Annotated in this window: 17 protein-coding genes and 1 tRNA gene; 10 read left to right on the forward strand and 8 right to left on the reverse strand. The window is 49.5% G+C overall.

Translation table 11 applies throughout. From position 1 onward, the window contains the following. Nucleotides 1-26 precede the first annotated feature (26 nt). On the reverse strand, nucleotides 27-887 hold the full coding sequence (locus tag KNP03_RS00725; RefSeq protein WP_214823900.1) for an SDR family NAD(P)-dependent oxidoreductase: 861 nt from the start codon (nucleotides 885-887) through the stop codon (nucleotides 27-29). A gap of 335 nt (nucleotides 888-1,222) precedes the next feature. On the opposite strand from KNP03_RS00725, the gene KNP03_RS00730 reads away from it, so the two are divergent. Further along, nucleotides 1,223-1,930 (forward strand): hypothetical protein, encoded by a 708-nt coding sequence (locus KNP03_RS00730; RefSeq protein WP_214823901.1) that lies wholly within the window; start codon nucleotides 1,223-1,225, stop codon nucleotides 1,928-1,930. Nucleotides 1,931-2,691: 761 nt separating this feature from the next. On the opposite strand, the gene KNP03_RS00735 is transcribed toward KNP03_RS00730, so the two are convergent. Both KNP03_RS00735 and KNP03_RS00740 read right to left on the reverse strand, forming a co-directional pair. Then, a complete protein-coding gene (locus KNP03_RS00735) occupies nucleotides 2,692-2,937 on the reverse strand; it encodes a hypothetical protein (protein WP_214823903.1) in 246 nt (81 codons plus the stop codon). Nucleotides 2,938-3,292: 355 nt separating this feature from the next. After that, nucleotides 3,293-4,156, reverse strand: coding sequence for a GRP family sugar transporter (locus KNP03_RS00740; RefSeq protein ID WP_214823905.1), 864 nt, complete (start codon nucleotides 4,154-4,156; stop codon nucleotides 3,293-3,295). A gap of 129 nt (nucleotides 4,157-4,285) precedes the next feature. On the opposite strand from KNP03_RS00740, the gene KNP03_RS00745 reads away from it, so the two are divergent. The 3 genes from KNP03_RS00745 to KNP03_RS00755 all read left to right on the forward strand — a co-directional run bounded on the left by KNP03_RS00745 (nucleotide 4,286) and on the right by KNP03_RS00755 (nucleotide 5,564). Beyond that, a tRNA-Ala gene (locus KNP03_RS00745) sits at nucleotides 4,286-4,358 on the forward strand. A 240-nt stretch (nucleotides 4,359-4,598) separates the two neighbouring features. Beyond that, the gene (locus KNP03_RS00750) at nucleotides 4,599-4,931 is read left to right on the forward strand and encodes a four-helix bundle copper-binding protein (RefSeq protein ID WP_214823907.1); all 333 of its coding nucleotides are present in this window, start codon (nucleotides 4,599-4,601) and stop codon (nucleotides 4,929-4,931) included. A 66-nt stretch (nucleotides 4,932-4,997) separates the two neighbouring features. Then, the gene (locus tag KNP03_RS00755) at nucleotides 4,998-5,564 is read left to right on the forward strand and encodes a 3'-5' exonuclease (RefSeq protein ID WP_214823909.1); all 567 of its coding nucleotides are present in this window, start codon (nucleotides 4,998-5,000) and stop codon (nucleotides 5,562-5,564) included. 37 nt (nucleotides 5,565-5,601) lie between these two features. Here the strand turns inward: KNP03_RS00755 and KNP03_RS00760 are convergent, their stop codons facing one another. From KNP03_RS00760 to KNP03_RS00780, 5 genes are all read right to left on the reverse strand, one after another. Then, a complete protein-coding gene (locus KNP03_RS00760; protein WP_214823911.1) occupies nucleotides 5,602-6,663 on the reverse strand; it encodes a bifunctional glycosyltransferase family 2/GtrA family protein in 1,062 nt (353 codons plus the stop codon). 62 nt (nucleotides 6,664-6,725) lie between these two features. Beyond that, the gene (locus tag KNP03_RS00765) at nucleotides 6,726-7,715 is read right to left on the reverse strand and encodes a sodium:calcium antiporter (protein ID WP_214823913.1); all 990 of its coding nucleotides are present in this window, start codon (nucleotides 7,713-7,715) and stop codon (nucleotides 6,726-6,728) included. Nucleotides 7,716-7,901: 186 nt separating this feature from the next. Beyond that, nucleotides 7,902-8,750 carry an HD domain-containing protein gene (locus KNP03_RS00770; protein WP_214823915.1) on the reverse strand — a complete coding sequence of 283 codons (849 nt, stop codon included), beginning with the start codon at nucleotides 8,748-8,750 and terminating at the stop codon, nucleotides 7,902-7,904. Nucleotides 8,751-8,855: 105 nt separating this feature from the next. Beyond that, nucleotides 8,856-9,557 (reverse strand): SDR family NAD(P)-dependent oxidoreductase, encoded by a 702-nt coding sequence (locus KNP03_RS00775; RefSeq protein ID WP_214823916.1) that lies wholly within the window; start codon nucleotides 9,555-9,557, stop codon nucleotides 8,856-8,858. Nucleotides 9,558-9,600: 43 nt separating this feature from the next. After that, nucleotides 9,601-10,146, reverse strand: coding sequence for a glycerol-3-phosphate responsive antiterminator (locus tag KNP03_RS00780; protein ID WP_214823918.1), 546 nt, complete (start codon nucleotides 10,144-10,146; stop codon nucleotides 9,601-9,603). Between the two features lie 120 nt (nucleotides 10,147-10,266). On the opposite strand from KNP03_RS00780, the gene KNP03_RS00785 reads away from it, so the two are divergent. The 6 genes from KNP03_RS00785 to argH all read left to right on the forward strand — a co-directional run bounded on the left by KNP03_RS00785 (nucleotide 10,267) and on the right by argH (nucleotide 16,626). After that, nucleotides 10,267-10,689 carry a GNAT family N-acetyltransferase gene (locus KNP03_RS00785; protein WP_214823920.1) on the forward strand — a complete coding sequence of 141 codons (423 nt, stop codon included), beginning with the start codon at nucleotides 10,267-10,269 and terminating at the stop codon, nucleotides 10,687-10,689. Nucleotides 10,690-10,721: 32 nt separating this feature from the next. Then, nucleotides 10,722-11,888 carry a cation:proton antiporter gene (locus KNP03_RS00790; RefSeq protein WP_214823921.1) on the forward strand — a complete coding sequence of 389 codons (1,167 nt, stop codon included), beginning with the start codon at nucleotides 10,722-10,724 and terminating at the stop codon, nucleotides 11,886-11,888. Between the two features lie 162 nt (nucleotides 11,889-12,050). Beyond that, entirely contained in the window at nucleotides 12,051-12,614 is a 564-nt protein-coding gene (locus tag KNP03_RS00795) for a DNA-3-methyladenine glycosylase I (RefSeq protein WP_214823922.1), read from the forward strand. Between the two features lie 150 nt (nucleotides 12,615-12,764). Beyond that, nucleotides 12,765-13,913 carry a CapA family protein gene (locus KNP03_RS00800; RefSeq protein ID WP_214823923.1) on the forward strand — a complete coding sequence of 383 codons (1,149 nt, stop codon included), beginning with the start codon at nucleotides 12,765-12,767 and terminating at the stop codon, nucleotides 13,911-13,913. A 105-nt stretch (nucleotides 13,914-14,018) separates the two neighbouring features. Next, on the forward strand, nucleotides 14,019-15,251 hold the full coding sequence (locus tag KNP03_RS00805; RefSeq protein ID WP_214823924.1) for an argininosuccinate synthase: 1,233 nt from the start codon (nucleotides 14,019-14,021) through the stop codon (nucleotides 15,249-15,251). Next, nucleotides 15,244-16,626, forward strand: coding sequence for an argininosuccinate lyase (gene argH / locus KNP03_RS00810; protein ID WP_214823925.1), 1,383 nt, complete (start codon nucleotides 15,244-15,246; stop codon nucleotides 16,624-16,626). Before KNP03_RS00805 ends, argH begins: the two co-directional genes overlap by 8 nt.

Consider the following 16,626-nt stretch of genomic DNA (forward strand, 5'->3'; position numbering starts at 1 on the left):
GGAGCTGTGACAATATTTTCATCAAATTAAACATCGCTTCTTTCACGCTCCTTTTTCTTTACTAGCTTAGTAACGATCCATGTTAACGGGGCTCTGAAAATGAGGGAAGCCCATTGACCCAGGATCAGCCACCACGGTTTATACACTTTTCTTTTCGTATACAAGGCATGTCCGATTATTTCCGCCACGTGAACCGGTGACATGGCAGGCGAATGCTGATAAGCCAGCGTCGGCTTGATCATCGGAGTTTTCACCAGCGGTAGATAAAGAGTCGTCGTGGAAATATTTTTGTTTTTCAGTTCCGGCTCCGCTGAACGGAACCACGTATCAAACGCGGTTTTCGAAGCCTGATAGGCAGCCCAGTGAGGGATTGGGAAGAGTAACGCATTGATGGTCGAGACATTGATGATCTGCCCGTTCTTTTTTGCAAGTATCGGAATAAGCGATAGTATTAATTGTACCGGAGCAAAATAATTGATCGCCATCGTCCGTGTGAAGTCATGGTAGCGATCTAGTGACTCGGCAATGGGACGGTTAATGGAGATTCCGGCATTGCTGACGACGACATCCAACCCGTCCGGTAATTGATGAAGAAATGACAGCAAGCGTGCAAGGTCCTCTTCATTTCGCAAATCTGCGGAGAAAACCGTTACACGGGCTGAAGCCTTTTCGATTTCGACTTTCATGGCGTTCATGTTTGCTTCTCTCCGGGCCACGAGAATCAGATGCGCCGACGTATCCGCTAATAGATAGGCGAACTCTTTGCCGATTCCTGAACTCGCACCCGTAATCAACACGGTCTTTCCATCGATTTCTTTTTTCAACTTTTCGAAATGGAATGGTGGAGAACGAAACAGGACCCTCTCGAGTAACGTGTAGTTATGCATTTAGCCAGCACCTTTTTTTTTGAGATTTCGCAACTTTATCAAAGTTCTTTTGGATGTCCTATTTATAAATTTTACCATTTAATTCGCATGAATCGAATAGACAAGTAACATTTACTTCTCTGATTCACTAATATTGGTTGAGCCAAGAAGTCTTTTGCTTTGACTAGAGTGAAATCTTTCTGACGAACAAGATCATGTCTTCCAGTTACTATCTAGGAAGGTACCTGGACATTTTTCTTACAACCCTTCTTCACCCTCACGGTATACAATCGTCTTACATCATCAAATTTCGAACGTACTTATACTTAAGTACGCAGTCTGGGAGAACGCCATTCATGAGAATCATAAACAAGCTTTTTGAAAGACACCGTCAGGAGAACAGAAGGATTCATGTTCTTGTTGAATCATACGAACAATATAGAAATCGTATGCAACTGACCAACCACCCTTCATTTACTGTCGAGCCTTCCGTTGCACCAGGACCATCCATACTTCAAACCACATTTAATGAAGTGATGTACACGTTAGGTCAATACAATGCGAATTATATCAGCGTATCATCGACAATCGAATTCCACGAGAATGGGATCGCTAAGCACACAATCAAACAATACAAAGACGGCAGCCTCACCTGCTCTAGTGAAGGTTGGTACGACCGTCAAATCTCAGATCAGCTTTATTCAGAATTTCGAAGCTTCAAATCGGAAGAATGGGTGGAGGATCAAACAGATGGATTTGTCATGATGGACGGAGCAGAATGGAAAGTGAATACCGTGCAAAAAGATGGTTCGAACAAAATATCATACGGCTATACCGGATTTAACGAAATGGCCAACTTCGAACAGGTTCGAATCTTTTTCGGGCTCCCTTCCACCTATAAAAGGGAGACAGAACAGAAATCCCAAGAAACACCACAGCTTGTGCCGTGTTCGCGCGAGCAATACATTGCACTGCTTAAATTCATCACGACCTATTTAATGTTCCCGTTTATTTGTTTCCTACTGTTCCTGGTATGGGTCTGGGTATATTTCGGGGCGAAATAAGAAGTGTTACATACAACGGAATGATCGCTCTGGGAGGAGAAACACATTGAGTACTTTTCATTACAATATTGTACAAAAAATTTTGTACAACCTACTAAAACAAATCAGAACACGGCCCCGCAATCGGTGCCCGCTCTCTAGAATCATGGGGAAACGAGCACTGACTGCTCGACCGAAAATAACTGAACAATCAAATCCGTCCCCTTTTTTGATTGTCAACTTGACCTTAATTCCACATGATGGGTATATCACAGACTCAACCATCAAATTCTTCGATGACGGCACAGCCTCCCGCACGACTAAATACAGGCGCGCCGAATCACCGGGTAATGAAGTGCTCCCGCGTCCAGAACATCGCCAGTTCAAAGAGGACGATGGGACCAAACTTTATCGACAACTCGTGTCGCTGAACACCCATACGTGGAAAAAGCGATACGTCCATTACGACCAGATTTTTGATGGTATGGAGTGGTCGTTCACCATTGAGAATTCTACCAAACGTCGAAGAGTACACTCAGGAAATATGCTTTTCCCACCTGAGTGGGAAGAAACTTGCGCCTTGTTCGGGCTATAGTCAGGTACTTCCGAAAGCAATTGACCCTTTCCGATTCATACAAGACTTCAGTAACATGATTATTCGAATGGGGAACGACATGCATCACTTTTCGACTTATCCATCTTCGCATTGCCAGATCAATACGGATTGTCTTAACTAACTGGTGGGTACCTTATTTTTGATATGTATTTCTAACTTCACTCGATTATAGATAGTTTGCCCAAGCTGTGACCCCAACAATGAATAGACCAAGTAGTACCAATACATAACCCAATATTTTTGGAGGGAAGAGGGTTAAAAGAAAGCTCAAGAGGATTTCTGTTCCGTCCGTGGGTGACCCTGTCTGGTCCGTTTTCTTTTGATCCTTTGAACGGATCAGGAGCACACCGAAAAATACAAATGGGATTGCAGCTAGCATTGATTCGAATAACGTTTTCAATTCATCGTTCATTTACATGTTCCTCGTCTCATTATGATTCCTAAGTTCATTTTTTTGATTCAACTTCTCTCAAAATCCTTCGTGAATTTGTCTCGCTAAATTTCAATTCTGACCAAAAATGAGTCATCCTTTACCTATATATAACCTGAAGAACGTGTGTGATAAATTCATACTCATCTTTAGTTTAGACGTTACACCTGGTTACGTTCACTCGTCCTACTTCTCACACTGCCATATATAACTTTACTGCAATTCTTCTCATTCATGTATCTCAAAATTTGAGCACGATAAAAACGTTGACTGAGCGCAATTTGTCCGCTCTCAATCAACGTTTCCATATCAACAGGTTCAGTTCAATTTTTCATTTCTAACTCTTCGCAATCCCAAGCATAAACCCTGCAACGACAATCAAGCCGATACCCATGAAGACATAGACGCGTTCTTTCGTCGTCTTCTCTTCTTTCAGGAGATAAATCCCACCGAGGGTCGCCACGACGACGTTCAGCTGGGACAGGGCGAATGATGTCGCGATGCCGACCTCGCCGCTCGAGACGAAGAGACCGAAGTTCCCGATTCCCCAGGCGATCCCGGCCAGTATGTTTTTAAAGGTTCGGGGATCCAGCTTCTTCACGTCTTTTTCTCGTAGACTGAAGAGAAGCGCCGCGATGAACATCCCAACCGATTGCGGCAGAATGGCCGTGATTCCGTCCACTTCAAAATAATTCGTCAGGACGGCATACGTCACGTACCCGATACTCGAAACGAATAAGACGAGTATCCCCTTTTTCAAGGCACCGGCACTGTCGTCGTCCTTCTCTTCTTGGTAAGACGTCATCGTAGCCCCGACAATTATAAGGACGAGCGCTGAAAATCCGAGCCACAGCTCGGTTGTCGTCTCCCAGTCCCCTAATACAATGACCCCGAAGAGCGATGTGCCGACGAGTTGCATCCCGGTACTGATTGGCATCGCCTTGGACACACTTAAAATTTGAAACGATTGGAACTGTAAATACTGTCCGAGCGCCCAGAACACGCCTGAAATGAACCCTGTCACGAGTGCGAGCGTCGTGAACTGCGGTTGAAAGACAAGTGCGATCACACCCGCCATCACCATCGCCCCGATTGTCGTCCCAATTAATTGTTGGATGGGTTTGCCCCCTACTTTTGATACGATGAGTGGGATACTTCCCCACATGAGGGCCGGCAATAACGCCAATAAAATCATTTCCATCCTTGCACCTTCTTTCTTTAAAACGTCTATGTTGAAGTTCCCACGATTATTCGTGACTAAACTTTTTCGACAAATCAGAAAAAGAAGATTGCCAGCGCAAATACTAGGATGATATAATATTTTTCAGACGGGGCATTAGCTCAGCTGGGAGAGCGCTACGCTGGCAGCGTAGAGGTCAGGGGTTCGAGCCCCCTATGCTCCATTAATCAAACCTGTCAAAAAACACAGCCTGATTGTCCACTATGACAAACCAGCTGTGTTTTTTGTCGTCTTGTATTCTTCTTCCTGAAACATGTTTCTGTTGAACGCAGTGCTTTTTCAAACGTTACCCGTAGGAAACAATTCGTCACACGAACGCCATGTTTCCCGCCCTTCCGTACGGTTAATCCTCAACTGGAACGGGTAATGTTTCATAAACTTTATCCACTAAGGGGGACTTCCGATGGATCGTACGTCTGTTGAGGAGACAATTTCGACCGTATTCGAGTGTATGCGATCGTGCAATCATTGTTTCTCCAAATGTCTACAAGAAGAAGATTTACACATGTTCACCGAATGTATCCGTCTGACCCGGGAATGTGCGGACATTTGTTCACTCGCCTTGAACGCACTTGAAACCGATTCCGCCTTCACAAAACCGATTGTCGCCTTATGCGCCCAAGTTTGTGACACCTGTGCCGTCGAATGTGGCCGTCACCTGCATGACCACTGCCAGCAATGTGCCAAAGCATGTGAACGCTGTGCTGAGGCCTGCCGCACACTCGTCGCAGCCTGATGAGACATTTGTCTAACATTTTGTTAGACTTTTTTTATGTAGAAATGATTAGAAAGTAGGGATGTTATGCCACACGCTATTCTCGCAATCGACGTCGAGACGGCGAATCGCGATAGCCGGAGTATTTGCTCGGTCGGTTGGAGTCTCCTTAGAGACGGCGAAGTGATTGAGACGAATCAACTCCTCGTCAATCCGGAGGAAGAGTTTGACCAGCGAAATATCCGGGTTCACGGAATCAAACCGAGTGACGTCTGGGACGCCCCGGCCTTGCCGGAGGTGCTGGAGACGATCTATCCGCTCCTCCATGAAGTCGATCTCGTGATTGCCCATAACGCGTCCTTTGACATGGGCGCACTTCGAAAAGCCATTGCAAAATATGACCTGTATACGTTCCCGACAATCGAATACGGTTGTACGGTCAAATTGTCACGCAAACTGTATCCCCGTCTCCCGAATCATCGGTTGAACACGATGGCCGAGTATTTGAACGTCCCGTTCATTCACCATGATGCCGCAGAAGACGCACGTGTCTGCGCACTGCTCATGCGTGACATGTTGCTCCGCACGGGCATCGATAACGCACATGAACTCCACCGTTATACGTCCGTCAAAACCGGGGTCCTCTCGTATTGAACCGATAAAAAGCCACGACCGCGGTCGTGGCTTTTCGTTATCGTTTAAAGATCCATCGTTTTTGTACGTAATAACTGACGATGAACAGGAAACTGTCGACTACGATTTTCAGGACGACTTCCCCGTCCCGGAAAAGAAGGAAGAGGAGATAGACGAATAACGCGGACAGCGCCATCTGCACGCCGACGAGGCTGAAATATTTGGCCATCGACCGTCTCGCGTCCGATTGGAAGACGACTTTCCGGTTCACATAGTAATTGAAAAGCGCAGACAGGAACCGGGAGACGAATGTCGCGATCACGACATGTGTCGTTTCAAAATACGGTTGGAGTAAATAGATCAAGAGTGCATACATGCCGATGTCGACGAGGAACGATGCGACCGACGAGAGCGAGTAGGCCAGAAACATCCGATAGATTCGAACCGAATCCACGATGGGACGGAAATGGGAGGAGGCGTTCTCGTCCTCATAAATCGTTCGGATGGACGTCTGCTGGATCGGGACGTGCAATCGTTTCGTGAACGTCAACATGTTCATCTCGAAATCATAACGATTACCGGGTACCTCGAGCAATTGCCGTACGTATCGAATCGGGATCGCCCGAAGCCCCGTCTGGGTGTCCTTCAACCGTAACCCGCTCCCGACCAACATGACGAGACGCGTCACCTGGTTCCCGAAGCGACTCCGAAACGGGATCGTTTGACCGGTGAAGTCACGACATCCCATGACGAGGTGGTGCGGCATGGCGACACCTTCTTCGTATACTTTCAACACATCCTCCGGTTGATGTTGTCCGTCCGCATCGACCGTGATGACCCCTAACGTGTCAGGATACACCTCGAGGGCATGGCGGAAGCCTGTCTTCAAGGCGGCGCCTTTCCCTTGGTTCTCCTCATGTGTGAGCACGTGTTCGACTTCCGTGGACACTTGTTTGAACACCCGATGGACAGAGTCTTTGCTTCCGTCGTTGACGACGATGATACGGGAAAACCCGATGCGCTTCAGATCGGTGACGAGCTCAATCAACGAGTCACCCGGATTATATGCTGGAATTAAGATGACGTATTTTTCTAATGTCGAGACTTCATGTACCTGCATCGCCACTCCTCCCCTTTGCCTACCTATACCCTAGGAAGCCTGCTCACATGCCAGGGAGCGGTTTAACCGATGAAAATCAGATAGGACGAGACGAAGTATACGAGGACGACGAGAACAGACGGTAACACGTATCGGACCGTCGACGTCACACGCTGACGGAGAATACTGTACATGACCAGAATCGACAAGAGCGTGATGCCGACCGCCGAAACGAGGTGGGACGAGGACACGTCGGCTAAGATCGACCCGTTCTGATAGAACACATCGGACATCGCGATGATGAGCATATTAAAGATGTTGCTTCCTAAAATGGAGCCGAACGCCAAGTTCACGTTCCGCAATTTGAGCGCCATGAACACGGCGGCCGCTTCCGGCAAGGATGTCGAGGCGGCAATCAAGAAGCTTCCGACAAAGCTTGAACCGAGTCCCGTCACGACGGCAATCCGGTCACCGGTGATCGAGAGTGCCGTCCCGGCAGCCATCGTCACGAGTGCAGCGAGTCCAAATCCGATGATGGCCCGTTTCAATGAAATCGAATGATTCGTGCTGACGACCACTTCTTCCTCGGTCTCTTCATTCGTCTCCGGCGCTTTCGGTTGTTTTCCGATGAAATAGATCCCGAATCCATAAAGTGCTGCGATGATGAGCGCATCGACACCGATCCCGATGAACGTCATGTCGACCCGTACGATGAGTGCCACGAGCGTCGAAACCGTAAGGAGCAACCCTAACCCTGCCGTATACAGATGGTCGCGGCTGGCTCCGTTGAACAGTTGTTTCTGTCTGAAATATAAATCGAACATCGCCAGAATGAAAATGTTGAACAAGTTCGAGCCGAGCATATTGCCGACGGCGATATCCGGATTATTGATGACGACCGCCGAGATACTGGTCGTCACTTCTGGTAATGACGTCGCTCCGGCAAGCAGGACCGTACCGATCAACAATCCTCCCATGCGTGACTTCTCGCTCATGACGTCAGCATACGTTGACAGTTTGATTGCAGCAAACACCGTGACGGCGGCTGCGAGTAAAAAATAGACGAATACCATGCCGTTTCCTCCTTCAATATAAAAAGACCTTTTTATGGACGTTAAAAACACCCATAAAAAGGTCTTGCGGACTTGTAAAAAAGCTCGATGGACCGAGTGCGTTCGCACTGTCATGACGACCCATCGACCACCGAAGTGGTCGCTACTCCCCTTTTCATCTTCACGTTGACTATAACATGAATAAGGTCACTTGACAATGAAATTACGCATATACACCGCCATCTCTTCCGGACGGATCGAGAAGCGGTAACTCAATTCTTTCAATCCCTGCAATAATGAGACGGGAAGTTCTTGCAGGGAATTCGTATCGATCAGAAACGAACGGGAATAGAGGGCACCGTTCTGCTCACTTGGATCCCGGGTGACGAGCCGATGCAGCTCGAACGCCGTCTGACAGAGCGAATCGACTTCCTGTAACCATTCTTCCTCAATGAATCCGTTCCAGAGGGACTCGATCAATTTGGTCATTTTCTGCTCTTTCGCGCCGACTTCCCCGAAAAACATCGTCTCAAGCTCCGACTCGTAGAGACCGATCAAATCCGTCGTCTCCTTGAATGGTTGAAGCGCCCGCAACAGTTCATGGTAATACCAGGACTGATCACGTAACGGTCGATTGAATCGCTCCCAAACGGCCAGTCCGTCTGTCATGAGGTCATGTTGGATGGAGCGGATGTTATGTAGCTTGTCTGCCACCAAAAGCGCGACCTCATCATATTGAAGTGACTGAATCCGTTCAATCGTTGCCCGTTTCCTTGATTCCCAGGATGCCCCTTTGTCCGGTTCCGTGACCGCGGTGACGAGACGGGTGACATCGGGACCAAACCGCTGACGAATCTCCTCGAGGGTCGTATCCGTATCTTCGACCACGTCATGGAGTAGCCCTGCCGCAACGACCGCGGGCGGTTGATGATCGGCCTCCAGTAGCATGCCGACCGCATATGGATGTGTGATATAAGGGATATTTGACCCTTTCCGAACTTGACCTTGATGACGGAGTGATGCAAAACGAATCGCCTCTTCGACGATTGGATTCATATTCCCGCCTCCCTTCGCTCGATTGAATGTCCATCTATCTGTTACCCTTCACACAGACGAAAGTAACTTAAAATCGAGACGTTTTTAGGAGTAAAGTCTCATACTTCATTCGTAAATCATTTTTTTCGTCATTCCCCCGTCGACGACCAGGTTATGTCCGTTCACGAAGTCATTTTCCGGATCGATCAAATATCGGACCGCCCGAACGATGTCCAGCGGCTCACCGACGCGACCTGAAGGATGTTGCGTGTGATCGATCTGACGAAGCTCCTCATCCGATGTATGGATCCAGCCCGGGCTGATGGCGTTCACCGTCACAGGACGTCCCCCGAGTGAGATGGCGAGGGAATGGGTCAAACCGACGATTCCGCCTTTTGAGGCCCCATATGCATCCCAATCCGGTTCGTTCTGGAGCGCACGGGTCGAGGCAATATTGACGATGCGCCCGTAAGACTCTCCTTCATTCAGTTGCAGGAAATACTTGGCACAGACAAACGTCCCGACAAGGTTGATATCGATCACACGTTTAAACGTCTCGACGTCGATCTCATCAATCGGTTGGACGAGCGAGGCGATGCCCCCGTTGTTCACGAGCACATGTGCGCTTCCGAACTGGTCGCGAATGCGTTCAAACGTCTGTTTGACCTCTTCCGGTTGTTCGAGGTCCATCTTAAAAAACGTCACCCCTTCAAGATTCGGGTCGTCCCCAATATCCAGTCCGACCACTTCATACGTCTCGGCAAAATGACGTGCGAGCGAATACCCGATTCCTTGACTGACTCCTGTAATGATCATGACAGATTTCATGTCATCCACCTCCTAGACGTGTTTATACCCGTTTTATTCGGCATTATGACTTCCATAATGCCCGATTCGATGTCGTGACGACGGATGCGCCGGCTTCGATCGCGGCTTCGACTTCCTCTTTTGATGAGATGAGGCCGCCGGCAAACACGGGGATTCCGGTCTCTTGTCGAATATGCGTAATATATTTTGGGACGAGTCCGGGTAGCACTTCGATATAATCCGGTTGCGCCCGTTGAATATGTCTCAAACTTTTGTCCAAAGAGGATGAATCGATTAAAAACAGGCGCTGGACGGTCAGAACCCCATTTTGTTTTGCTTTTTGAATGACACCTGTTTTCGTCGAGATAATTCCGTATGGCTTGAACGTTTGACAGACGTATTCGGTCGCATGCTCATCTGCCTTCAACCCTTGGATCAAATCGATATGGACGAAGATGTTTTTATTTTGTTCCGCTAATAATTTAAATACTGCATGGAGACGACCGAGATGGACTTCTAAAAGGACCCCGACCTGCAGATCACTCTTTAGAAACGTTTCAAGGTCCCGCATGTCTCGGATGGCGGGTAAGATCGTTTGACCAGAAATCATGTTGTATGCTCCTTCCACTTGTCTCTTTCCATTATGTGGAGTAGTTTTTTTGAAAATCAAGGTTTAACCATTCAATATATCGGGAAAATGATTATAACTTGTGTAGAGGGGGATTTTTGTATGGTGAATGAAGTAACTGTCAAGGTGGAAACACCGACACCGGAGCAGCATCAGATGCTTCGTGTGAAAGCGGGGATGCCGAAACGTTCCGATCAAGCCACAATCAAAGGCTTAAAACATACATTGTTTGGTGTCTGCTTGTACTTAGAGGATGACATTGTCGGGATGGGCCGCGTGGTCGGGGACGGCGGGATGGTGTTCCATCTCGTCGATATCGTCGTCGATCCCGAATGCCAGGGACTCGGGCTCGGCAAACTGATCATGGAACATTTGATGGACTGGATCTTACAAGAAGCGGATGAGACGGCCATCATCAGTCTAATCGCCGACATTCCGGCCGATGGATTGTATCGCCAGTTCGGATTTGATTATTCCCGTCCGGAATCGGTCGGAATGGAATACCAGTGGAACCGACAAGATTAATAAACGCGTGTTCTCACACGGGGAGATGACTTATGGAGCTTAATATCATCGTGTTGCTCGGGTTGGCGCTCATACTCATCTCGATGTTCAGTCTCATGATTGAACGTCTGTATTTCCCTAGTATCCTCGCCTTCATCGCCATCGGTGTTGGTGTTGGATTCTTTTGGAGCGGCAATGAGGTGTTCAAGGTCGCAGGCGAAATCGGGATCATCCTGTTGTTTTTCCTGCTCGGACTGAAATTCCCGCTCCGGGAGCTTTTGGAACGGATGCGTAAAGTATGGAAAGCCGGTGTGCTCGACGTCATCCTCTCGTTCGGTGTCTCGTTCGGGATTGCGCTCCTGTTCAGCCTGGATTTCTCACGGGCGTTTTTGATCGGGGCAGTCCTGTATGCGACAAGCTCCTCGATCTCGGCAAAGTTGTTGGAGCGACATTCCGAAAAACACGAGGATATAAAAGAATTCGTGCTCGCCCTACTCATCTTCGAGGATATCTTCGCCCCGTTACTGTTGACGATCGCCCCTTTCATCATCCAGGAAGAGCCGGTTGCTTTTTCAGATATCGGGAAAGTATTTGCCGGCTTTCTTATTTTCACGGCACTCCTCCTGATCGGGTCGAACTTCGTCTCGAAGCAGCAAAAGTTTTCAAAACACTTGTTGCTTCAGGATGACGCGAGTATTGGACTCATCGGATTGATTCTCTCTTTCGCCGGGATCGGGATGGTGTTCGGCCTCTCGGAAATCCTGGGTGCGTTCATCGCCGGAATCATGCTCGCAGACATCCATGACGTCCGTCCACTGAAACGGTTGACGGTCCCGGTTCGGGATTTGTTCCTCCCGATTTTCTTCATCTCGTTCGGGATCTCGATCAATCTCGAGAAAGGGGTCATCGTCAACACGTTGTTCTTCGTGCTGATCGTCTGGGGCGTCCTGTCGAAATGGATTGTCGGTCGGGTCGGTGGAAGAATTTACGGACTGAGCCGTGTCCAGGCGAACGAGGCGGGCTTCTCGCTCTCCCCTCGTGGTGAATTCTCGATTCTGTTCACGGCTCTCTCGAACGGGGCGATCAATTTGTTCGTCGGGTTATATATCTTCGTTTCCGCCATCATTGGAATCATCCTGTTCCGGTTCTCGGAAATTTTAGGTAAAAAGACGGAACGAACGATAACGCGTGTACTTCCGGATAAAAAGAAAAAAGATTGAACGGATGTTTGACGGACCGTTCAATCTTTTTTGTTGCCTCAAAATCTTTTCAAAGTCCCCCTTTCACGACTAGAACTCCTTTCTTTATTTCCTTTTCCTTCTGTTTCTTCCAAAATAAAACGTGCTACACTAGAAGAAACGATTTGGGGGAGAGACTTTCGTATGACAACATTAGACCGCTGCCCGTGGTGCGGGGACGATCCGCTTTACGTCGCCTATCACGATGAGGAATGGGGAAAGCCCGTCCATGATGACCTGAAACATTTTGAATGTCTGACCCTCGAGAGTGCCCAGGCCGGATTGAGTTGGATCACCATCTTGAGAAAGCGTGAGAATTACCGCTCGGCGTACTCCGATTTCGATGTCCATACTGTCGCCGGTTTTACGGAAGACGACATCGAACGCTTGATGCAAAACAGTGGCATCGTTCGCAACCGCCGCAAAATCGAGGCCTCGATCAATAATGCCCAACGTTTTCTCGACATTCAAAAAGAATTCGGGTCGTTCGATGCGTACATCTGGTCATTCGTTGACGGGGAACCCATCATCAACCAGTGGGAGACGATTGACGAAATACCGGCCACAACGGAACTGTCCACCCGTCTCAGCAAGGACTTAAAAAAGCGCGGGTTCAAATTTTTAGGTCCAACGACGGTGTATGCCCACCTGCAGGCGACCGGCCTCGTCAATGATCACTTAATGTCTTGTCACGCAAGAGGGATATAACTACGCAAAAGGCTCCTGCTGAGTCCAAGAAAAAGAACCACAATTTTGAAACCGTTCTCCTACATACCGATTCCACAATTCAATTTAGCCCGCTCTTCTTGCTTTCCGATATCATTTCGCACCAGTACTTTATCAGGAAGGATGACTCACATGTTGACACGTACTTCAACCATTTCACGATTCGCCGCCCTCTCCACGCTCGCTTTCTTGTTCGGGTGTAATCCAGCAGCGATTGAGCAACCCGCTTCTTCTGTCGACTCCGAAAACCCGTCTGTCGAATCACCAAAAGAAGAGCCACCGGTCGTCGAACCAGAGCCCGAGGTGACAACTGCCTCACTTTACGCCATCGGGGACGTATTGCTCCACGATTCGGTGTACGAGGCGGCTCGTGTCGGGGCAGGATTTGATTTCGATTCGACGTTTGCGCCGATCAAGTCGGTCTTGGAGGAGGCAGACATCACCATCGCCAACCAGGAGAGCATGATTGGTGGAAGCGAGATCGGTCTCTCCAGCTACCCTGCCTTCAATAGTCCTTATGAAGTCGGGGACGCGCTACAGCGTGCCGGGGTCGATTTAGTGACGACCGCGAATAATCATTCACTTGACCGCGGGGTCCGTGCCATTGAAAACTCGACCGCACATTGGAATGAAATCGGGATGCCGTACACCGGCTCCTTCATCTCACAAGAAGATAAAGAGACGATCCGTACACTCACGGCAAACGATATCTCGTTCGCCTTTCTCGCCTATACATACGGAACGAACGGCATTTCGCCAAAGCAGCCTTACCACGTCAACTATATCGATATCGAAGCGATGCGTCCTGAAATCGAGGAAGCGGAGCAATTGGCTGACTTGACGGTCGTCTCGCTCCATTTCGGTCAAGAGTATCAAACGCTTCCGAACGATTCTCAAACCGAGCTCGTTCAGCAACTCGCCGACCTCGGGGTCGATCTCATCATCGGACACCATCCCCACGTCCTTCAGCCACCGGCCTGGGTCGAACGGGAGGACGGGAACAAAACATTCGTCATTTATTCACTCGGTAACTTTCTATCCGGACAGCAGGGAGATGAGCGAAACACCGGGGGAATCGTCGGGATTGACGTCGTGAAGACGGTCGATGAGGGCGTGACGTCGTTCGAGCTGACAAACCCGATGTTCTACCCGACCTTCACGCGCCGTTCTGCTGAAGGACCGTTTGAAGTCGTCCCGCTCAAAACAGGAAGACCTTCCTTGGTCGAGCCCGTCACAAACCATATGCAACAATGGATGCCAGACCTCACCGTCCAGCAATGACAGACCACGAAATCATTTCGTGGTTTTTTCTTTGGAAAAAAGGTTGCACAATCGGGTCGCATCCCTTACACTTACTCGTATATTTATAAAAATAGATGAATAATTATGTATAAGGGGTGCACAAATTTGAAACAAAAACTCGTATTGGCCTATTCAGGCGGACTCGACACATCGGTCGCCATCAAATGGTTGGATGAACAAGGATATGATGTCATCGCCTGCTGTCTCAATGTCGGAGAAGGAAAAGATCTGGATCGCATTCAACAAAAAGCGTTGAAAGTCGGCGCAGTCAAATCCGTCGTCATCGATGCGGTCGATGAATTCGTCCAGGACTTCGCACGTTACTCGATGCAGGCGCATACATTATACGAAGGGGTCTATCCGCTCGTCTCCGCCCTATCCCGCCCGCTCATCTCGAAAAAGCTGGTCGAGGTGGCACAGGCGGAAGGTGCCGTCGCTGTCGCCCACGGCTGTACCGGAAAGGGGAATGACCAGGTCCGTTTCGAAGTGTCGATCCATGCGCTCGATCCAACTCTTGAGATCCTCGCACCGGTCCGCGAATGGAAATGGTCACGTGAGGAAGAGATCGCATATGCGGCAAAACATAACATCCCGATTCCGATTGTTCAGGAAGAACCGTTCTCGATCGACCAGAACATCTGGGGACGCGCCATTGAATGTGGGATTCTAGAAGACCCATGGGCTGCGCCTCCGGCAAGCGCCTATGAGTTGACGGCTGCAATCGAGGATACGCCTCATGAACCGACTTACGTCGAGATCGAGTTTAAAGAAGGGATACCGGTCGCCATCGACGGAAAGAGCGAATCGTTCACGACGATCCTCGAACAATTGAATATCGTGGCCGGTGCGCACGGGATTGGTAAAATCGATCATATCGAAAACCGTGTCGTCGGGATCAAGTCACGCGAAGTGTATGAGGCCCCGGGTGCGATGACATTGATCACCGCACATAAAGCACTTGAAGCACTCACGCTCGTCCGTGAAGTGGCACACTTCAAGCCGATCGTCGAACAAAAATTGACGGAGACGATCTATAACGGGCTCTGGTACTCACCGCTCACAAAAGCGCTCCTCGCATTCATCGATGAGACACAACAGACCGTGACGGGAACCGTTCGCATGAAACTGTTTAAAGGACAGGCCATCGTCGACGGACGTAAATCGCCGATTTCCCTTTATGACGAGGAACTTGCGACATACACATCTGCGGATACGTTCGATCAACAGGCTGCCGTCGGGTTCATCAAACTGTGGGGCTTGCCGACAAAAGTACAGGCAGAAGTATTGGCCGAGAAAGGGGCACTGATTCATGAGTAAATTATGGGGTGGCCGCTTCGAACAATCCGCAAGCGCCTGGGTCGATGAGTTCGGTGCCTCCATCGGTTTCGACGCCCAGCTCGTCCTAGAGGATTTGGAAGGGAGTATCGCCCACGTGACGATGCTTGGGGAGCAGGGTATTCTGTCACCCGAAGAAGTCGGGCAACTGACAGACGGGTTGAATAGTTTGAAGGAAAAAGCGACCTCGGGGCAATTGACGTTCAACGTTTTCCATGAGGATATCCATATGAACTTGGAAGCACTCCTGCACGAGGAAATCGGTCCCGTCGCCGGGAAGATGCACACGGCAAGAAGCCGAAACGATCAAGTCGCGACCGATATGCACCTGTACCTGAAGCGACGGGTGACAGAAGTGATCGACGGGATCACCTCGCTCCAGCACGCCCTGCACCAACATGCGACTGAGCACGTCGAGACAATCATGCCGGGCTATACCCATTTGCAGCGTGCCCAACCGATTTCCCTCGCCCATCACCTGCTCGCCTATTTTTGGATGCTCGAGCGTGATAAGGAACGCTTCACGGACAGCTTGAAACGGATCGACTGGTCCCCACTCGGAGCCGGAGCCCTCGCCGGGACGACCTTCCCGATCGATCGGGCGCGATCTGCGGAACTCCTCGGATTCGCCAAAGCCTATCCGAACAGTCTCGATGCTGTCAGTGACCGGGACTTCATCCTGGAGTTTTTATCGAACGCCTCGATGCTCATGATGCATCTGTCGCGTTTCTGTGAGGAATTGATCCTCTGGGCGAGCGAGGAATATCGTTTCATCACCGTCTCGGACACGTTCTCGACCGGGTCCAGCATGATGCCACAAAAGAAGAATCCCGATATGGCCGAACTCGTCCGTGGAAAATCAGGTCGTGTCATCGGTAACCTGATGGGACTGCTCACGCTCATGAAAGGCTTGCCGCTCGCTTACAACAAAGACCTTCAGGAAGATAAGGAAGGCATGTTCGACACGGTCAAGACGCTCCAGGGGAGTCTGAGCATCATGGCCGGGATGGTCGAAGAGCTCACGTTCCATCCGGATGCGATGCAACAGGCAACGGAGCAAGACTTCTCGAACGCGACCGAACTGGCGGACTATTTGACGACGAAAGGGATGCCGTTCCGTGAAGCGCATGAGGTGACGGGGAAGCTCGTCAACCATTGTGTGAAGGAACGCCTCTATTTACGTGAGCTCCCGCTTGCGACGTTCCAATCGTACTCGGATCTGTTCGAAGAAGATGTGTATATCGCCCTCGCGCCGGTCACGGCTGTGAAAAGACGGAACAGTTACGGGGGCACCGGATTCGATGCCGTACGTCATCAACTCGATGAAGCGTCCGCGAGCCTCACCTATACGTCATGA

It is taken from the genome of Exiguobacterium algae, from assembly GCF_018617875.1.
In the GTDB taxonomy this organism is placed as follows: Bacteria; Bacillota; Bacilli; order Exiguobacteriales; family Exiguobacteriaceae; genus Exiguobacterium; species Exiguobacterium algae.